Origin of the sequence: Bacteroides coprosuis (genome assembly GCF_020741705.1) — a bacterium.
Lineage (GTDB): Bacteria > Bacteroidota > Bacteroidia > Bacteroidales > Bacteroidaceae > Bacteroides_E > Bacteroides_E coprosuis.
The window spans coordinates 23,361-42,708 of the sequence record NZ_DYYK01000187.1 but is presented as its reverse complement, the minus strand read 5'-3'; the positions used below and the strand labels follow the sequence as shown (position 1 = coordinate 42,708).

Annotated in this window: 15 protein-coding genes; 6 read left to right on the top strand and 9 right to left on the bottom strand. The window is 34.4% G+C overall.

What is annotated here, in order from left to right:
- From K8V80_RS11320 to eno, 5 genes are all read right to left on the bottom strand, one after another.
- Nucleotides 1–561: a chromate transporter gene (locus K8V80_RS11320; RefSeq protein ID WP_276778116.1), complete on the bottom strand. Its 561-nt coding sequence runs from the start codon at nt 559–561 to the stop codon at nt 1–3.
- Nucleotides 558–1,100 carry a chromate transporter gene (locus K8V80_RS11315; RefSeq protein ID WP_276778113.1) on the bottom strand — a complete coding sequence of 181 codons (543 nt, stop codon included), beginning with the start codon at nt 1,098–1,100 and terminating at the stop codon, nt 558–560. The genes K8V80_RS11320 and K8V80_RS11315 overlap by 4 nt, the downstream gene beginning before the upstream one ends.
- Nucleotides 1,100–5,092, bottom strand: coding sequence for a hybrid sensor histidine kinase/response regulator transcription factor (locus tag K8V80_RS11310; protein ID WP_276778109.1), 3,993 nt, complete (start codon nt 5,090–5,092; stop codon nt 1,100–1,102). The genes K8V80_RS11315 and K8V80_RS11310 overlap by 1 nt, the downstream gene beginning before the upstream one ends.
- A 337-nt stretch (nt 5,093–5,429) precedes the next feature.
- Entirely contained in the window at nt 5,430–9,134 is a 3,705-nt protein-coding gene (purL, locus tag K8V80_RS11305; protein WP_006745681.1) for a phosphoribosylformylglycinamidine synthase, read from the bottom strand.
- Nucleotides 9,135–9,369: 235 nt separating this feature from the next.
- Nucleotides 9,370–10,650: a phosphopyruvate hydratase gene (gene eno, locus K8V80_RS11300; RefSeq protein WP_276778105.1), complete on the bottom strand. Its 1,281-nt coding sequence runs from the start codon at nt 10,648–10,650 to the stop codon at nt 9,370–9,372.
- 427 nt (nt 10,651–11,077) lie between these two features.
- Between eno and pepT the strand changes: the two genes are divergently transcribed.
- Together pepT and gcvT are read left to right on the top strand one after the other, a co-directional pair.
- The gene (gene pepT, locus K8V80_RS11295) at nt 11,078–12,301 is read left to right on the top strand and encodes a peptidase T (protein ID WP_276778102.1); all 1,224 of its coding nucleotides are present in this window, start codon (nt 11,078–11,080) and stop codon (nt 12,299–12,301) included.
- A gap of 30 nt (nt 12,302–12,331) precedes the next feature.
- Nucleotides 12,332–13,423, top strand: coding sequence for a glycine cleavage system aminomethyltransferase GcvT (gene gcvT, locus K8V80_RS11290; protein ID WP_006745678.1), 1,092 nt, complete (start codon nt 12,332–12,334; stop codon nt 13,421–13,423).
- A gap of 389 nt (nt 13,424–13,812) precedes the next feature.
- On the opposite strand, the gene K8V80_RS11285 is transcribed toward gcvT, so the two are convergent.
- From K8V80_RS11285 to K8V80_RS11270, 4 genes are all read right to left on the bottom strand, one after another.
- Nucleotides 13,813–14,235, bottom strand: a complete 423-nt coding sequence (locus K8V80_RS11285; RefSeq protein WP_006745677.1) for an RNA-binding S4 domain-containing protein — start codon at nt 14,233–14,235, stop codon at nt 13,813–13,815.
- Between the two features lie 10 nt (nt 14,236–14,245).
- Nucleotides 14,246–14,812, bottom strand: a complete 567-nt coding sequence (gene pth, locus K8V80_RS11280) for an aminoacyl-tRNA hydrolase (protein WP_006745676.1) — start codon at nt 14,810–14,812, stop codon at nt 14,246–14,248.
- 6 nt (nt 14,813–14,818) lie between these two features.
- Nucleotides 14,819–15,421, bottom strand: coding sequence for a 50S ribosomal protein L25/general stress protein Ctc (locus K8V80_RS11275; RefSeq protein ID WP_006745675.1), 603 nt, complete (start codon nt 15,419–15,421; stop codon nt 14,819–14,821).
- 139 nt (nt 15,422–15,560) lie between these two features.
- Nucleotides 15,561–15,962, bottom strand: a complete 402-nt coding sequence (locus tag K8V80_RS11270; RefSeq protein ID WP_276778098.1) for a PUR family DNA/RNA-binding protein — start codon at nt 15,960–15,962, stop codon at nt 15,561–15,563.
- A 179-nt stretch (nt 15,963–16,141) separates the two neighbouring features.
- On the opposite strand from K8V80_RS11270, the gene nusB reads away from it, so the two are divergent.
- The 4 genes from nusB (at nt 16,142) to coaE (ending at nt 19,326) form a co-directional block, all read left to right on the top strand.
- Nucleotides 16,142–17,068 carry a transcription antitermination factor NusB gene (gene nusB, locus K8V80_RS11265; RefSeq protein ID WP_006745673.1) on the top strand — a complete coding sequence of 309 codons (927 nt, stop codon included), beginning with the start codon at nt 16,142–16,144 and terminating at the stop codon, nt 17,066–17,068.
- Nucleotides 17,069–17,394: 326 nt separating this feature from the next.
- Nucleotides 17,395–17,709, top strand: a complete 315-nt coding sequence (gene yajC / locus K8V80_RS11260; RefSeq protein WP_006745672.1) for a preprotein translocase subunit YajC — start codon at nt 17,395–17,397, stop codon at nt 17,707–17,709.
- Nucleotides 17,710–17,726: 17 nt separating this feature from the next.
- Nucleotides 17,727–18,746: a YbbR-like domain-containing protein gene (locus tag K8V80_RS11255; RefSeq protein WP_276778094.1), complete on the top strand. Its 1,020-nt coding sequence runs from the start codon at nt 17,727–17,729 to the stop codon at nt 18,744–18,746.
- Nucleotides 18,739–19,326, top strand: a complete 588-nt coding sequence (gene coaE, locus K8V80_RS11250; protein ID WP_006745670.1) for a dephospho-CoA kinase — start codon at nt 18,739–18,741, stop codon at nt 19,324–19,326. The genes K8V80_RS11255 and coaE overlap by 8 nt, the downstream gene beginning before the upstream one ends.
- Nucleotides 19,327–19,348: the final 22 nt, after the last annotated feature.

Genomic DNA, 19,348 nt, shown 5'->3' with positions numbered 1-19,348 from the left:
TTAATAGATAATAAGCCCTATCACTCCGCATATAATTATGAGTAGTATAGGGTTTATTTTGTATTTGGACTTTGAGAAGAAAAATGCTAATGCAAAAATAGCAATACTACAGATAAAAGAATACATATCTAGTTGTGGTGAAGAGAAGTTTTCTTTATCCATTAAGACTAAAGCTGCAGAAGCTAAAAGTCCAACCACCGCAGGTCTTAATCCACTAAATATAGCCTCTACAGTAGGGTGGCTACTATATCTTAAAAAGAACTTACTGATTAGGAGCATAAGTATAAAGGAGGGAAAAACAACAGCTAAAGTAGCAACTATAGAAACTAATATGCTACCTCCTGTAGCCGTGTATCCTACGTAGGTAGCAGCATTAATACCTATTGGTCCAGGAGTCATCTGACTGATTGCTACTATGTCTGTAAATTCTTGTGGTGTGAGCCATTGGTAATGTGTAACAACTTCTCCTTGGATCATAGAAAGCATGGCATAACCACCTCCAAATCCAAATAACCCAATTTTAAAAAAGGTGTAGAACAATTCAAAGTATAGTGTAATCATGCTTTATTTTTTTTAATTTGACCCCATGCAAAACCTAACACGCCTGCAGCCACAATAATCCAAATAGGAGAGACATCCATAAGCCATATCAAGAGGGCTGATACAATTGGAATCCATACATTGTAAATAGATATTTTTGCTGTTTTAGCCATAGAAAAAGTTGGTGCAGCAATTAAAGCAACTACTGCAGGACGAATGGCTTTAAACATTTTCTCAACATATATATTGTCTTTGAAAGCTTGAAAAAACATTGCAATCATCAATATGATAAGAAAAGATGGAAGTACAGAACCCAGAGTTGTCACTAAACAACCTTTAATCCCTTTTAACTTGTACCCTATAAAGATGGATATATTTACAGCTAAAATGCCAGGAGCAGATTGCGCTATCGCAAGTAAATCCACAAACTCCTCTTGTGATATCCACTTTCGTTTTGTTACTATTTCGTCCTCTATAATAGGGACCATAGCATAACCTCCACCTATTGTAAATGCTCCTATTTTGAAAAAAATTCTAAATAATTGTAGATACGGATTCATTATGAGTTTTCTTTAGCATATTTTGATGGCGTCATATTATAATGCTTTTTAAATACTTCTCTAAAGTATTTAGCATCATTAAACCCTGTCTTTTCTGCTATTTCTGCAATTGTAAACTCTTGACTTTTTAAGAGTAGTGCGGCATGATTTAATTTGATGAGTCGTATATAATCTGACGGTGTTTTGTTCGTTAAATCTTTCAATTTATTGTAGAAACTTGTTCTACTCATATTTAAAATAGCACATAGTTTATCGACAGTAAAATCGGCTTCCGACATATGTTCTTCCACCTTTTCTTTTACGGTAGCAATAAACTTCCAGTCTAGATTAGTAGAACAGTGTATGCAATCTATTGGTTCTTGAATTTCTAAACTAGCATATTTATCTCTTAGTAAGGCTCTATTTGCCAATAAATTTGCCATTGAAGCCTTTAAAATTCGATAATTAAAAGGTTTTAGGATGTATTCATCGGCTCCATTTTGCAATCCTTTTAAGATATGCTTCTCATCATTCTTATCTGTTAATAGGATAATCGGAATATGTGAGGTTTCAATATCTCCTTTAAGTGTTAATGAAAGTTCTGTACCCTTCATGTCTTGAAAATACATTCTAGAAATGATTATATCTGGGCGTAGTTCTTTTGCCATATGGATAGCATCATGTCCTAGTTTCGCTGTTTCAATAATATAATCGTCTGATAAATTATTAATGATTTCGGCTTGCAATGTAGCGTCATCTTCGGCTAAAAGAACGGTTGGCTTTCTGCCATCATTAACAAAATCGTGATTGTTTAATATTTTGTGATTAATAGGGGTTCCTTTCTTAAGTATCGGCAGTCTATGGATGACTGGAGGTAGTTTAAGAATAGTTTTGTGTTCTTCTTTAGGTGCCTCATATGCCATACTTTTATGGTAGAAAGGTAAATTAACTCTAAAGGTAGTTCCGCTCTCTTTATTGCTGTCTAAACTAACAGTACCATTGTGTACTTTAACTAGTTGACAAACTAAGCGAAGACCTAATTCTTTTTGAGCTTCCGTATTGCCATAGATAGCATCATCTAGGCATTTTCCATCTTTTAAGCTGTTTAATTGCTCCTCTGGAATAAGGTCTCCTTCATGGTTAACTTCAAAGAACCAAGAATCAGTATCCATACCCATTTGTAGCTTTACCGACTTAAAGTCTGGTGTCTTCTCAATGGCATTATTTAATAGATTATTAAAGATCGCTTTAATTTTATCTTTATCAATCCACACCAATAAGTCTTCTTCTAGTGTGTTTTCTAGTTTTATACTTACCTGCTTGAGTTCGGCAATCGGTAGTGTTTGTTTTATGATTCGATCAACTAGGTGCGAAAGATTATGTTCGGAGAGGTAAAGTTTGTTTTTATTCTTCTCCATTCTTTCGTAATTAATCACATTGTCATTTTGAGCTAATAGAGTGTTTAGGTTTCTAAGAACCACTCGTAAGTTATTCAAGCCATTAGGTGATAGTTGTTCTTTTTCGTGGATTTCTTGAAGAGGCTCTTTTATTAATCTTAGAGGTACCTTAATGTCATGAGCCGTGTTATAATAGAACTGTTTAGTATGGTCTACTAACTTCTTTTCACTTCTTTGTATGAAGTAACGAGTAATTAATACTAATAAGCCTACGATTATTAGTAGATACATTGTTTTGGCTAACACATTCCACCAATAAGGATTTAAAACTTCAATATGGATAACTCTTTCTTCTAATACCTCTTTAGAGTTATCTCGGGGTATGGCTCTGACAGTAAATTTGTAAGTACCTGGATTCAGATTTGTAAAGTTGAACTTGGTTTCTTCGGTAGGTAAACTCCACTTATCATAAAGTCCATCCATTTTCCATGTATAAAGAATATTAGATGGATAATCATAATTTATTGAGCCTACTTTTATTGAAACGTTGTTTTCTTTAAATTTTAGGGTTATATGATCTACTTCGTTAAGTGGAGCATTTAAAACAGTATTGTTGTCTGTTGGATGAATGACTTGTTGATTAACTATTAGTTCCTCTAAAATCATTTTAGAGTTGTAGCCCGATTGAACTTTACTGTTTTGCCCAAACCGAACTACTCCATTTGCACTACCAAAGAGGTAATCACCATTTTTAAGTTGGATACCTGCATTACCACTGAAGAAAGTAGTGAGTAAACCTTGGTCTTTAGTCCAGTTTTGGAAACTTAGATCCTCTAGATTTAATTTTGAAAGACCTTTGTCTGTGGCTAAATAAGCAAAATTATCATCCTTATCGGTAACAATAGAACGAACAATATTTGAAATCAAGAATGAGTTTTCTTTATGAAAATGCTTAAATGTACCACTCTTAGGGTCGAAGATTAGTAAGCCTTCATTTGTTCCAATATATAAGTTTCCTGTTTTGTCTTGATGAAGTGTATGAACAAAAGGAGAAATGATAGGTAAATCTATTTTTCTGCTATTACCCGATTTTTTCTCTAAAATGTATAACCCTTTGGCTGAAGCTACCCAAATACTAGATGCATCTTTTTCTACTAAAGTAGTAATGGAATTTAAGTCATTAAAATAGCGAATACGCTCATTCCCTATATTTATTTGTTTCAAATTGTAATAACCACCTACCCAAATCGAGTTGTCTTTATCTTTTACAATAGCACGGATACACTTATCGGGTTGATTAATTTGCTGGAGTTGATTAGATAATAATAATTTCGATTTATGTGTGTGCTTATTGATCTCATATACTCCTGAATTGTATCCTCCTACCCATATAATACCAGGGCTTACTTCACATAAAGAAATAAACATATGGTTATTGATTGTTAACTCCTGGTTATAGGAAGATAAATAAGATTCCCAGCGATCAGTTTTTGTATGATATAAACTAATGCCGTTGGTTGTTGCAAACCATAAATCATCATCCTTGTCCTCTAAAATACAATTTACCTCATCATGAATAAGAGATTGCGAATGTTTTGGAATATGTCTGATCCATTCGTAGTTCATATTCTGGTTATTCCGTATAGTAATACCCTCGGGATAATTTGCCATCCAAATTCGATCACTCTCATCTAAAAAAATATCTTTGATGTTATTCCCATTCATTCCATTGGGGCTATCATAATCTGCAATGATATATGGTTGGAGTGTTTGTTTAGTTACATTTAGTAGAAACACACCAGCTCCATTGGTCGCAACAAGAATTTCATCCTCGTTATAGTGTGTCATTTTATTAACACTAGTTGTTTGTAAATCAAGCTGCGAGGATAATGTACCTTTTTCAATATCGTAAATAAACAATCCCTGCCTAAGAGTGGCGATTATCAAAGAGTTGCTTTCCTTATGATAGTAGAGTTGTTCTATACGCATAGGAAGCTTTTCTATTAATAACGAATTGGTAGTTAGTTGAAGAGAATCATTTCTTATTTCGGCTAAAAATACGCCATGTGTAGTACCTATAGCATATGAGTCCCCTTGTAGTTGTTCGATGCTAGTTGCTGCATAAAGGGGGTGTTGAGTAATACTTACTTCTTTACGTTTTTGGTAGTTGTAAATGTGTAAGTTTCCTTGATAGGCCATCCATATTCTATTATTCTCATCAATATCGCTAAAATCGAGTATCGTTGTTTCGTTAGACTCGTTGGGATAAGTATAAAATAACTCAAATTCATCAGAATAGTTGTTGTATTGAAAAACTTTGCCATCAGAACCTATTTGCCATAAAATATTATCGGGAGAATAAAATAGATTTTTTAAGTGTGTTGATGAATTTAGTTTATGTCCATCAAGGAAAAAATTATAGTGTTTAAACTCTGCTCCATTGAATCTATCAGCTCCTTCATAAGTAAGAAACCACATATAACCTTTGCTGTCTTTTTGTATGCTATAGACATGTCTGTGGCTTAATCCTTCGTTAACACCTAGGTAGGTGTAGGACTGTGCTTGTGTTATTATTGATAAAAAAAGGAGACAGAGTACGGGTATAAGTCTCTTCATAATAGTTGGGTGTTATATTGGGGAGTTTCCCAAAACTGACTATTGTATGTCTTACAAAACTAAAAAAAAATAGCATCAAAGACAAATTTATGCTCTTCTCAAAAAAGATATCTTTTTAAAATTAATGATTAGATTTTATTAATTTATATTACCACTAAATTTTTACAAATGTTTAATGATTAGGTAACTATAGAACTCCTTCTAGATGCGTTTTCCAGATATACTAGTAGGTCTCTGAGATTTTTATAGGCTGTCAGTATGGTTTAGTATAAAGAAATCAGGGAAGACTTCTTGCGATAGTCTTCCCTGAATAAAAAATATAAAATAAAGGTTAGGATTACTTTTTGTTTTTCTCAATCCATTCTCTTGCATTTACAAATGCCTCAATCCATGGAGTAACTTGATCAAATTTTCGTCTGTCATTCGGATAGAATGCGTTTTGCCATGGGAATATAGCTCTTTCTAAGTGAGGCATCATAGCGATGTGACGACCATCATTGCTAGCAACAGCTGCGGTAGCATACTTGGATCCATTCGGATTGGCAGGATATTCATCATAGCTATATTGAGCTACAATATTATATTTCTCTTGTTCATAAGGTAAATCAAATTTTCCTTCGCCATGAGCTACCCATATACCTAATTTACTTCCACTTAATGATCCAAACATCACTGTACGATTTGTGGGGATAGTAACACCCAGGAATGATGATTCAAATTTATGAGAGTCGTTATGAAGCATCTTGACTTTCTTTTTATGATCTGGATAAATAAGTCCTAATTCTATCATTAGTTGACATCCATTGCATATACCAAGTGAAAGAGTGTCTTTTCTTTCATAGAAACGTTTGATAGTTTCTTTTGCTTTATCATTGAAAAGTATTCCTCCAGCCCAACCTTTGGCTGATCCTAAAACGTCTGAGTTGGAGAATCCACCGCAGAAAACAACAATATTAATATCTTCTAAAGTTTCTCTGCCGCTGGTTAAGTCGGTCATCATTACATCTTTTACATCAAAGCCTGCAAGATGCAGAGCATAGGCCATTTCTCTTTCACCATTGGTTCCTTTTTCTCGGATAATAGCTGCTTTAATACCAGATAAATGTGTGCGAGATGCTTTGAGCTTATATTGGGATAACTTGCCTGTAAAGCTTGGCATGAAAGCAAATTCTAAAGGTTGCTTTTTGTAGTTTTCGTAACGTTCTTTAGCTTTTCCGTTAAACGATTGATCTTTATCTAATAAGTATGAAGTTGAATACCATACGTCGCGTAGATAATCAATGCCGAACTGATAGGTTGCACCAGCTTTAGAGACAAGTATGTGTCTTTCTTCTGAAGGCTTACCTATTTTTACGATTCCTACACCTTGTTCTTCTAATAGATCTAGAATGCTAGATGCTTTTTTATCGTCAATTTGTACTAGGATACCTGGGTTTTCAGCAAAGAGTATTTTGATTAAATCATCTTCAGGAATACTGTCTAGATTTATCTCCATACCACCTTCTGTATTGGCAAAGCACATTTCGAGAAGTGCTGTAATTAATCCACCTGCAGAAATATCATGACCTGATAAGATATGTCCTTTGCTGATCAGTTCTTGTACAGCAGTAAATGCATCTCTAAAATATTCAGAGTCTTGAATAGTTGGAACCTCTTGTCCTACTTTACCCAGACTTTGAGCAAATGCTGATCCTCCTAATTTAAAGCTATCAAAGCTGAAGTCAATGTGGTAAATAGAAGTCTTAGTATTATTAACTAATACAGGAGATACTACTCGTTTTACATCGGATACTTCTCCCATTGCAGAGACAATAACAGTACCGGGAGCTATAACTTTATCTCCATCAGGGTACTTCTGAGTCATTGAAAGAGAATCTTTTCCTGTAGGGACATTGATGCCTAGGTCGCAACAGAAATTACTTAATGCTTGTACTGCAGAGTAAAGGCGAGTGTCTTCACCGTCTTGTGAACGGCAAGGCCACATCCAGTTGGCTGATAATGATATTGTATCAAGTCCATCTACTAAAGGAGCAAATACTAAGTTTGTAAGAGCTTCACTAACGGATAGAATAGATCCAGCTTCTGGATTAGCCAATCCAGCTTGTGGGGCGTGACCAATAGATGTTGCAATCCCTTTGGTACCTGTATAATCCAGTGCGACAACACCGCAATCACTCAGTGGTAATTGAATTTCTCCTTGGCATTGTTGTCTGGCTACTTTACCTGTAACCGAACGGTCCACTTTATTAGTAAGCCAGTCTTTACAAGCGACAGCTTCTAGTTGGAGAACATCTGTGAGATAATCGTGCAGCTTACTTAACTCATAAGCTGGCATTTCGTATGTTCTTTCAACAGTTTTATCTTCCATTATAGTCTTAGGTGACGAACCAAACATTTGATCCATTGCTAAATCAAAAGGTTTAACACCATCTGCTTGTACAAATGAGAATCGATCATCACCTGTTGTTTCACCTACAATGTACATAGGAGCACGTTCTCTTTCTGCTATAGCTTTAACGTGTTCTATTGAATCTTTTTCAATCAACAGTCCCATTCTTTCTTGAGACTCATTGGCTATGATTTCTTTGGCAGAAAGTGTTTTGTCTCCAATAGGAAGCTTACTCATATCTATAGAACCACCACAACCTTCTACCAATTCAGATAGACAGTTTACGTGTCCTGCTGAACCATGGTCGTGAATGGATATGATCGGATTATTATCTTCTTCGGTAAGGGCTCTAACTACATTATTGGCTCTCTTTTGCATTTCTGCATTGGCTCTTTGTACGGCATTTAGCTCGATACCACTACTGTATCTACCTGTATCTACAGAGGAAACAGAGCCTCCACCTAAACCTATTCGGTAGTTATCACCACCTAATACTACTATCTTATTGCCAGGTTCGGGTTGTCCTTTTAGGCTATCTCTTTTTCTACCATACCCTACACCTCCAGCAAGCATAATTACTTTATCGTAACCATATACTTCATTGTTTTCAGTGTGCTCAAAAGTAAGTACAGATCCACAAATAAGAGGTTGTCCAAATTTATTTCCAAAGTCGGAAGCTCCATTAGATGCTTTAATTAGAATTTCCTCTGGAGATTGGTATAGCCATTTACGAATAGGAAGAATACTTTCCCACTCTCTACCTTCTTCTAATCTAGGGTAGGAAGTCATATATACTGCTGTTCCTGCAATTGGCCAAGAACCTTTACCTCCAGCCATACGGTCTCTAATCTCCCCGCCAGTACCTGTTGAAGCACCATTAAATGGTTCTACAGTAGTAGGAAAATTATGTGTTTCAGCTTTTAAGGAGATAATACTTTCTACTTCACTTGTTTTAAAATAGTCAGATTTAGCATGGTCGGCAGGAGCAAAAAGTTCTACTTTAGGACCTGCTGCAAAGGCAACATTATCTTTGTATGCAGAAATAATACGATTTGGATTTTCTTTGGTTGTCTTTTTGATCATATCAAAGAGTGAAGATTCTTTCTCTTCCCCATCAATGATAAAAGTTCCTCCAAAAATTTTGTGGCGACAATGTTCTGAATTGATTTGAGCAAATCCAAAAACCTCTGAATCTGTTAGTTTTCTGCCCAAGTCTTTTTCTAATTGATTTAAATATTCAATCTCTTCAGGAGACATAGCCAATCCCTCTTTTTCATTATAGGAAGCTATGTTTTCAATGTGTTGTATAGGTTCTGGTGTACGGTTTGAAATAAAAATACGCTGATTAAGCCCGTCATATAAATGTTGTAACATAGGGTCGTAATCAGCGTTCTTGTCTTTTACAGGAAAGAATTCTTCAATTCGTTCTATTCCTTGTAATCCCATATTTTGGGTTATTTCTACTGCGTTTGTACTCCAGGGGGAAATCATTTCAGGCCGAGGTCCTACTAGATAACCTTCGAGGGTTTCTTTCCCTTCTAGCTCAGCTTCTCCAAAAAGCCAGCACAGTTTATTACAGTCAGTTGGTGGTAAATCTTGATTGCAATCAACAGCAATCACCGAATCATTAGGAGTTCTAAAAAAAAGAATCATGCGGTTATAAAATTAACGATTAAGATATAAGAATCTACACTTACTCGCATTTGTAAAGGCTAAGCCTTTGTGCGAGCCAGTTGCGAAGAGCAACACGCTCAATAAATGCAAAGATAATATAATATAATAAGTATTATAGAAGGATAAAGAAATAATAAAAAAAGTAACCCCCTTATGCTATTGAAAGTACAAGGGGGTTGATTGAAAAGTATATTAGAAGTTTACTTAAAAATAATTATCTAATCTTTTTATAACCATATACTGCAAGAGAGCCTAGTTCTTCTTCAATACGTAGAAGTTGGTTGTATTTAGCCATACGGTCTGAGCGACTTAAAGAACCAGTTTTGATTTGTCCACTATTTGTAGCTACAGCGATATCTGCAATTGTAGCATCTTCTGTTTCACCCGAACGGTGTGAAGTAACAGAGGTGTAACCATGGCGATGTGCCATTTCTATAGCATCAAGAGTTTCTGATAGAGAACCAATTTGGTTTACTTTAATCAAAATAGAGTTACCACAACCTAGTTCAATACCTTTAGATAGGAAGTCAACATTTGTAACGAATAAGTCATCACCTACCAATTGGCATTTGCTTCCAATTTTATCTGTAAGTTTTTTCCATCCGTCCCAATCATTTTCAGCCATACCATCTTCGATAGAGTCAATAGGGTATTTGTCAATCAGCTCTTCTAGATATGCTATTTGTTCTTCGGCATTACGTTTTTTTCCTTGTTTGCCCTCAAAAAGCGTATAATCATAAACTCCATTTTTGTAGAACTCAGAAGAAGCACAATCTAAAGCGATAGTTACATCTTTCTTAGGTTCATAACCTGCAGCTTTTATTGCTGATAGGATAGAATTTAGAGCATCTTCAGTTCCTTCAACTTCTGGAGCAAAACCACCTTCATCACCAACGGCAGTACTTAATCCTCTGTCTTTTAATACTTTCTTTAAAGCATGGAAAACTTCAGCACCCATACGTAAGCCTTCTTTAAAAGATTTAGCACCTACAGGTCTAATCATAAATTCTTGGAAAGCAATAGGAGCATCACTATGAGAACCTCCATTGATGATATTCATCATCGGAACTGGCATAGTGTAAGTATTAGTACCGCCTATATAACGATATAGAGGTAATTCTAAATAATTAGCAGCTGCTTTGGCTACAGCTAGAGAAACACCTAAAATAGCATTTGCACCTAAGTTTGATTTTGTCTTTGTTCCATCAAGTTCAAGCATCTTATTGTCTATAGCCCTTTGTTCTAAAGCACTATATCCTATAAGTTCTGGAGCTATTTTATTATTGATATTTTCTACTGCTTTGAGAACGCCTTTTCCTAAGTAACGTTTCTTATCACCATCACGTAGTTCTAAAGCTTCGTGTTCGCCAGTAGATGCTCCCGAAGGAACTGATGCACGACCCATAACGCCACAATCTAAATAAACATCAACTTCAACTGTTGGGTTACCTCTTGAATCAAGGATTTCTCTTCCTATTATTTTTTCTATTCTCATTATAAATAAATTTATTTAAACACTTTATTTCTTGTACATTGGGTACACTAGTATTTATCCTAATACCATATAAATAACAATATATAGAATGTATTGTTTAGAAAGAGTCTAAATTTTATTATCTGTTTTATCTGTACGAATTTGATTCTTTTACAAGGAGTTTTTGTAGTAAAAAATATTGAGTATAGACATCAGATTGTTTTTGGTTTTGATCAAAATTAATTAATGATTTCTATTAAAGGTTCTGTCGCTTTTATAATAGACTGAAATATTATAATATATTTTAAGTTCATAATGAGTTTGTTACAGATATAAACTTTTAAAAAAATAGACAAATTTTTCTGTTGAGGCTACTTGCTTTCTAAATCGCCTTTGCCTATTTTTACAGATGATAGATTTTGTATAACATATTTTTAGAACTATACATATGACAATTACGGAACGCTTTTTAAAGTACGTAAGCTTCGACACTCAGTCTGATGAAAACTCAGGTGTTACACCTAGCACCCCTGGTCAACGAGTTTTCGCTGAGTTCTTAAAGAAGGAGCTTGAAGAGTTAGGTCTAACAGAGATCACTCTCGATGAAAATAGCTATCTATTTGCTACACTTCCATCCAATATAGAAAAAGAAGTACCTACAGTAGGTTTTATTGCTCACTTAGATACTAGTCCTGATATGTCGGGCAAAGATGTAACTCCTCGTATTGTAAAAAGCTACGATGGTGGAGATATCACTCTATGTGAGGAAAGTAAGATTATTCTTTCACCTAATCAGTTCCCAGAACTACTAGCTCATAAAGGTGAAGACTTAATTGTAACCAATGGTCATACACTTCTTGGAGCTGATGACAAAGCAGGTATAGCAGAAATAGTTACTGCTATGGAATACTTGATAAATCATCCTGAAATAAAGCATGGTAAAATACGTATAGGTTTTAACCCTGATGAAGAGATCGGTCTTGGAGCTCATAAATTTGATGTAGAAAAGTTTGGCTGTGAATGGGGTTATACTATGGATGGCGGTGAACTTGGTGAATTGGAGTTTGAGAACTTCAATGCAGCTTCGGCAGTCATTATTATTCAAGGACGTAATGTTCATCCAGGTTATGCTAAGAATAAAATGATAAACTCTATTACTCTCGCTAACCAAATGATATCTATGTTTCCTCGTCATGAAACTCCCGAACATACAGAGAAATATGAAGGTTTCTATCATTTGGTAGGAATTGAAGGAGGCGTAGATAAAACAACTTTGACTTATATTATAAGAGATCACGATCGAGTAAAATTTGAAAGTCGCAAAACTAAAGTTCAAGAGATTGTTAAAAAACTAAATTCTGAATTTGGTGCAGGTACAGTTGCTCTAGTGTTAAAAGATCAATACTATAATATGCGTGAGAAAATTGAGCCTATGATGCATATAATAGACTTAGCTGCAGAGGCTATGAAGGCTGTAGGAGTAACTCCAAATATTAAGGCTATTCGAGGAGGTACTGATGGGGCTCAACTATCATTCAAAGGGTTACCTTGTCCCAATATCTTTGCAGGAGGGTTAAATTTTCATGGTAGATATGAATTTGTACCAATTCCCAATATGGAAAAAGCAACTCAAGTAATCATAGAGCTTGTTCAGCGTATAGCTTCCAGATAATTTATAATTCACTTTAAAAACTATTATAATATGAAAACCACACCATTTACGCAAACCCACATTGAATTAGGTGCTAGTATGCACGATTTTGCAGGGTTTAATATGCCTATTCAGTATGAAGGAATCATTGACGAACATTTAACTGTTTGTAATGGAGTAGGAGTCTTTGATGTTTCTCATATGGGAGAAATATGGGTTAAAGGAGATAAGGCTTTAGATTTTCTTCAGAGAGTTACGTCTAATGATGTATCGAAACTTCAAGTAGGAAAGATTCAATACTCGTGTTTTATTAATGAGCAAGGGGGAATTATTGATGATTTCTTAGTTTATAAATATGAAGAAGACAAATATTTATTAGTTGTCAATGCAGCCAATACAGAAAAAGACTGGAAGTGGTGTGTTGCTCAAAATACGATGGGAGCTGAGCTTGAAAATGCATCAGCAAGAATGGCTCAGTTGGCTGTTCAAGGTCCTAAGGCTACTGAAACTCTTCAAAAGCTGACTTCTATCAATCTAAAAGATATGAAGTATTACACTTTCGCTGTTGGTGAATTTGCAGGTGCTCCAGAAGTGATTGTATCAAATACAGGTTATACGGGAGCTGGTGGATTTGAGCTTTATTTCTATCCAGAACATGCTATGCTAATCTGGAATGCCATATTTGAAGCAGGAAAAGAGTTTGATATTAAGCCAGTAGGCTTAGGAGCTAGAGATACTTTACGCTTAGAAATGGGTTTCAATCTATATGGAAATGATATGTCTGATACTACTACACCTCTAGAAGCTAACTTAGGATGGATTACTAAGTTTGTCGAAGGTAAAGATTTTATAGGAAGATCAATTCTTGAAAAACAAAAAGCGGAAGGTGTTTCACGTAAGCTTATCGGATTTATATTGGAAGATAGAGGAGTACCTCGTCAAGGATATAAAATATGTAATGCCGATGGCGATGAAATAGGAGAGGTAACTTCAGGAACAATGTCTCCAACTCGTAAAATCGGTGTTGGTATGGGTTATGTTAAAACAGAATATGCTGCTTTGGATACAGAAATCTACATTGTAGTTCGTAATAGAAAATTAAAAGCAAGAATTGTAAAACCTCCATTTAGAAAAATGGACTAATAGCTGAAAATAAATTTTAAAAGAGGCTAATTCTAGTTGGAGTTAGTCTCTTTTTTGTTGCTATAGTTCGCTTTGATTTATAAATCGTACTTGTTTTAACATTACATAAATATGTAGTTCTTAATCGTCCATTTTCTTCTCAAGGTTAAAAGAGCATTATATCAGGGTTAAAATAGCAACATGTCGGTGTCATGTCATCATCATGTCGGTGTCATAATATATACATATTTCTCACATTCAAAAAATGAATATTTATAACATTTATAGAGGGAATAAATATACTGTTATGTGTCAGAGTTAAAAATAGAATTATCGGGTAGTTAGTGACGATTGTGCATAAAAAAAAGGCTCAAATTTGAGCCTTTTTTTAATTTTATATAGTGTAGAAGTTATAAATCTAATCCATCATCGAAACCATCATCTATATCTCCAAAAAATGCGGGTTCAATAAATTCTTCTAATCTTCTTCTATCTTTTTTAGTTGGTCTTCCTGTTCCTTTAGCTCTGTCAACGAATCCACTTACACGAGTCATTTCTAATGCCTCATATTCTTCTGGAGGCGTTACGTTTTTCATCATATCAGGAACTAGTTTTGCACCAACTCTTTTATCTATAGATTGTAAAATTTGGAAGGAATAGGTTATGGGTGGCTTACGTACGCTAACTATATCTCCCGGTTTTACCATTTTAGATGCTTTTGCAGGAGCTTCATTTACAGATACTCGATTCTTTTTGCAAGCTTCTGCTGCAATAGAGCGTGTTTTGAAAATGCGAACTGCCCACAACCATTTGTCTAATCGTGCTTCAGCCATAATTATTAATTTATTTTCTTTTATTAAATTGATTCATCGTAATATCTATACCTGCTAGGCAGAAACTTTTAATAATATCTGATGCAGTTTCTATTTTAGAATCAATTTCTTTAAGTTCATCATTACTAAAATGTTCTAAAACATAATCAACCTGATGTCCTCTGCTAAACTCACTACCGATACCAAAGCGAAGTCTAGCATAATTTTGAGTCCCTAAGATTTTTGCAATATGCTTTAGTCCATTATGACCAGCATCACTTCCTTTTCCTTTCAGACGTAAAGTCCCAAAAGGCAATGCCAAGTCATCTACTAATATAAGAATATTTTCTAAGGGAATCTTTTCTTGTTGCATCCAATAACGAACAGCATTACCGCTAAGATTCATATAAGTGGAAGGTTTGAGTAGTATTAACTGTCTTCCCTTAACAGAAGTGGTGGCTACAGCACCATAACGCTTATCGCTAAAAACAACATTGGACGCTTTTGCAAAAGCGTCCAACATCATAAATCCTATATTGTGGCGGGTTTCATGGTACTGAGTACCAATATTCCCTAGACCCACTATTAAGTATTTCATTTACTCTTATTCTGCTGAGTCTGCTGATGCAGTACCTGCAAGACCTCTAGCGGCACGAGTTAATCTTACAGCACAAATAACTGCTTCTTTAGCATTTAAAATATCAAGGTTTTCGAAGCTAACTTCACCCACTTTGATAGTTTTACCAAGTTCTAGTTTAGTAACGTCGATAACTAATCTTTCAGGGATATTAGTATAAAGAGCTCTAACTTTAAGTTTTCTCATTTGAGATTGTAACTTACCACCAGCTTTAACACCTTTAGCAAGACCTTGAAGTTTGATAGGCACTTCCATTACGATAGGATTAGTTTCATTGATTTCTTTGAAGTCAACGTGTAAAATCTTATCAGATACTGGGTGGAATTGGATGTCTTGAAGAATAGCCATAAACTGTTTTCCTTCAAGGTCAATATTTACAACATGGATGTCGGGTGTATAAACTAATCCTCTAAGGTCGCTAGCTTTTACTGTAAAGTGATGATTTGTTTCACCTCCATAAAGTACGCATGGAACACCACCGTTATTACGGATTTCTCTGATTGCTCTAGTTTGGTCTGAAGAGCGTTCTGCTATCTCTCTAGCAGATCCTTTTAATTCAATTGTTTTCATTTCTTTTAAATTGTGTTACTCTAAAATTAAGTTACTACTGCTTAATTCACCATCACACGATGTGACCATGCACATGCATATGCTGTAAAAAGCGGTGCAAAATTACTTATTATTTTGCAGATTCCAAATTTTTATCTACTCAAAAGTCGATATCAATTTTAATTTCACTATCACCCAATTCGTCATCAACCATTAATGATTCTTCAGAATTATGTGATTTATCAGTTTCTGAAAGCCCTGATTCAGGAATAAATTTCCCCTGTTTTTCCTCAATATAGGATAGAGCTTCATGCAGGCCATTGGTGAATTTTTCGAAATCTTCTTTATATAGAAAGATTTTATGTTTTTCGAAATTAACCTTAGCACTATCCCCTTCACCTGTAATTACTTTTTTACTTTCAGTAATGGCTAAAAATAGTTCGTCTTTTCTATTTTTCTTCACATCTAAGTAGTAGATGCGTTTTCCAGCTTTTATTGCTTTTGAGAAAATTATTTCCTTATCATTAAATGCAGGGCCATTTGTCTTCTTTAAGTCTTCCATTCTCTAAAAATAGGTCAGTTTATAATCGGCATCAAAATTCGATATTTTTTTGATACTCTCAAAAGAAAATCGACTAGAATAAAAAATGAAGTATAAAAAAATGAAATTACTACGAAAACTGATGTAAAATAACTACTTTTGCTACCCGTTAATAACAGTATTTATACATTATATCAATTATGATTAACAGAGTTCTTATTCGTCTTAAGTTAATACAAATAGTATATGCATACTATCAGAACGGTGATAAAACAGTAAAAGCAGCAGAGAAAGAATTGCTATTTAGTCTTTCAAAAGCTCACGATCTTTACAATTATCTTCTTCTACTTATGATAGCCGTAACAGATTATGCACAAGAACGTATTGATAAGGCGAAATCTAAATTGGCACCTACACGTGAAGATTTGAATCCAAATTTAAAATTTATTCAAAACAAATTTATTGCTCAATTATCTAGCAATAAAATGCTACAAGATTATTGTGAAAATCAAAAAAGATCTTGGACCGATGATCTTAATGCAGTAAAAGATATCTATGATAAGATTGTAGATTCCCCTTTATACAAAGAGTATATGGAGTCTAAAGACTCATCTTATCAAGAAGACCGTGAACTGTGGAGAAAGTTATACAAGAATTTTATTTGTCAAAACGAAACGCTTGATGATTCATTAGAAGACATCAGTTTATATTGGAATGACGATAAGGAAATTGTAGACACTTTTATTATCAAGACAATCAAGAAATTTAAAGCTGAAAAAGGTTCTGATCAGCCTTTACTTCCAGAGTACAAAGATGACGAAGACCAAGAATTTGCTGTGCGTCTTTTACGTCAGGCTATAGAGAATGAAGAGTATTACCGAAGTTTAATCGGTACCCACACTAAAAACTGGGAGTTAGACCGTATCGCTTTGATGGATGTTGTTTTAATGCAATGTGCTCTTGCTGAGGTATTGAGTTTCCCAAATATTCCATTGAGTGTTACTTTTAATGAATATTTAGACTTAGCCAAATTATATAGCACTCATAAGAGTGGAGGTTTTATTAATGGTACTTTAGATTCAATTATAAATCAATTGAAAAAAGAAGGTAAGTTAATGAAGAATTAATTCGCGAAGATTATATCAATAGATAATATAAAAATGGAGTTTTCTTAAATAGGAGACTCCATTTTTTATTGATGACTGTTTCTATCTTATATTCTGGTTTTCTTGAATATCCATTCCTCGTAAAACCAGAGGTGATATATAGCAAAAAGTCACTGTTTTCTTTGAAAGAGAGCCCATAATGGTGTTATTTCAAATTGGTAAAACCGAATATAATTTATACCTTTGTTTAATAGCTTTTATAAGGCTGTAATTCAGAATTGAGCGAAGCTCTATTGTAATATATAAGCCTTTATAAATACATATTAAAACTATAAAAAAGAAAATATATGAATTTGATTAATGTTTTACTACAAGCGGCTCCAGGCCAGAGTAGCATGCCCATGTGGATAATGTTGGGTGCAATGTTTCTTATTATTTACTTTTTCATGATTCGTCCACAAAATAAGAAGCAAAAAGAAATTTCTAACTTTAGAAAAACCCTAGAAGTTAATCAAGAAGTAATTACCGCTGGTGGTATTTATGGAACAATTAAACATATTGAAGGACAAACTGTAGAGTTACAGATAGCTAATGGTGTAAAAATATTGATTGATGTCAATTCTATATTTGCAAAACCAGCTGCAACTCCAGAAAAAAAATAAGAAAGGAGTAACGTAATATGTTCAATACTCAGAACATAAAAAAGACCTTTCTACAGATATTTAGACAGATAAAGGACTTTCTACTTAAACCAAAAAGTAGAGAGTTCTTTATTTTTTTATTCTTCTTCTTCATTGCCTCAGGCTTTTGGTTCTTACAAACCCTAAATGAAGAATATGATACCGATTTTTCTATTCCATTGCATCTGAATAATTTGCCAGATAATATTGTATTAACCAATGATCCTGTTAGTGCTTTATCTGTGCGTGTCCGTGATAAAGGCACCGTTTTGATGAATTATAAGTTAAGCAGAAAACTTCCTCCTATAGAGTTGGATTATTCACAGTTAGCAAAACAAAAGCAGAATCATATCCAGTTTTCAGCAGTGGTACTTGAGAAGCAGATTTTGTCAAAGTTTAATGTATCTAGTAAGCTACTTTCTATTCAACCTGATTCTTTAGAATATATATTTGCAAAAGGTAGAGGAAAACGTATTCCTGTGTCTTTTCGAGGAAAGATAGAAGCAAGTCAGCAGTATTTTGTTACGGACACAATTTTTGAACCTGATTCAGTCTCTATTTATGCTCCTTCGGCTTTATTAAATCAGGTTGATACTGCTTTTACTGAAGAAACTGAGCTGCTAGGCTTGTCAGACTCTACTACTATTAAAATCCCTTTGCAATATATGAAAGGTGTGAAGTTTGTTCCCAATTATGTAATACTGCATTTACCTACAGATATAGTAACTGAGAAAACAGTAAAAGTTCCTTTACGTGGAATTAATTTCCCTCAAGATAAAATGTTAAGAACATTCCCATCTTATGTTGAAGTGACCTTTCAAATTGGTACTCGTTCGTTTAATACTATCTCTGAAGCAGATTTTGCTATTAATATTGATTATTGGGATTTACGGTCGTTAGAGGGAGATACCTATCAAATAAAAATAACCAAATCACCTAGCCAAGCTAAAAAAGTTAGAGTTTGGCCCACGAATGTAGATTTTTTAATTGAGAAGAAAACTACTCAAACAAATGATTAAAATAGGAATAACAGGAGGTATAGGTAGTGGAAAATCAGTAGTCTCTCGAATACTGCAAGTGTTGGACATACCTATTTACATAGCTGATGATGAAGCTAAGAAATTAATGGTTTCAGATCCTCATATAAAAAAATCGCTGATAGCTTTGTTGGGGAATCAAGTTTATTTGGATGGTCAGTTAAATAAGAAATTATTAGCTAATTACCTATTTGCCAAACCTGAGCATACCAAAGAGATCAATGATATAGTACATCCAAGAGTAAAAGAGGATTTTCTGACATGGTGCGAAAAAAATCAAGAGTGTCCAATAGTGGGAATAGAGTCTGCTATTTTGTTTGAGGCAGGGTTCAAGAATGCAGTAGATTATTCGATTCTGGTTTACGCTAGTGAAGAGGTACGTTTGGAACGGGCTATCAAACGAGATAAATCCACTGCAGAATTAATTGCAAAAAGGATTGCTGCTCAAACTCCTGATAGAGAAAAACTTTTGTTGACTGATTTCTTAGTCTATAACGATGGGAATATTGCAATCCTCCCACAAGTCCTTTTTTTACTTCAAGAATTAAAAAAGACCATTTAACCGACTTAATCGTTAGAATCTC

Coding starts and splice junctions, on each gene's coding strand:
- K8V80_RS11320 (WP_276778116.1), bottom strand. CDS start 561: ATGATTACACTATACTTTGAATTGTTCTACACCTTTTTTAAAATTGGG.
- K8V80_RS11315 (WP_276778113.1), bottom strand. CDS start 1,100: ATGAATCCGTATCTACAATTATTTAGAATTTTTTTCAAAATAGGAGCA.
- K8V80_RS11310 (WP_276778109.1), bottom strand. CDS start 5,092: ATGAAGAGACTTATACCCGTACTCTGTCTCCTTTTTTTATCAATAATA.
- purL (WP_006745681.1), bottom strand. CDS start 9,134: ATGATTCTTTTTTTTAGAACTCCTAATGATTCGGTGATTGCTGTTGAT.
- eno (WP_276778105.1), bottom strand. CDS start 10,650: ATGAGAATAGAAAAAATAATAGGAAGAGAAATCCTTGATTCAAGAGGT.
- pepT (WP_276778102.1), top strand. CDS start 11,078: ATGACAATTACGGAACGCTTTTTAAAGTACGTAAGCTTCGACACTCAG.
- gcvT (WP_006745678.1), top strand. CDS start 12,332: ATGAAAACCACACCATTTACGCAAACCCACATTGAATTAGGTGCTAGT.
- K8V80_RS11285 (WP_006745677.1), bottom strand. CDS start 14,235: ATGGCTGAAGCACGATTAGACAAATGGTTGTGGGCAGTTCGCATTTTC.
- pth (WP_006745676.1), bottom strand. CDS start 14,812: ATGAAATACTTAATAGTGGGTCTAGGGAATATTGGTACTCAGTACCAT.
- K8V80_RS11275 (WP_006745675.1), bottom strand. CDS start 15,421: ATGAAAACAATTGAATTAAAAGGATCTGCTAGAGAGATAGCAGAACGC.
- K8V80_RS11270 (WP_276778098.1), bottom strand. CDS start 15,962: ATGGAAGACTTAAAGAAGACAAATGGCCCTGCATTTAATGATAAGGAA.
- nusB (WP_006745673.1), top strand. CDS start 16,142: ATGATTAACAGAGTTCTTATTCGTCTTAAGTTAATACAAATAGTATAT.
- yajC (WP_006745672.1), top strand. CDS start 17,395: ATGAATTTGATTAATGTTTTACTACAAGCGGCTCCAGGCCAGAGTAGC.
- K8V80_RS11255 (WP_276778094.1), top strand. CDS start 17,727: ATGTTCAATACTCAGAACATAAAAAAGACCTTTCTACAGATATTTAGA.
- coaE (WP_006745670.1), top strand. CDS start 18,739: ATGATTAAAATAGGAATAACAGGAGGTATAGGTAGTGGAAAATCAGTA.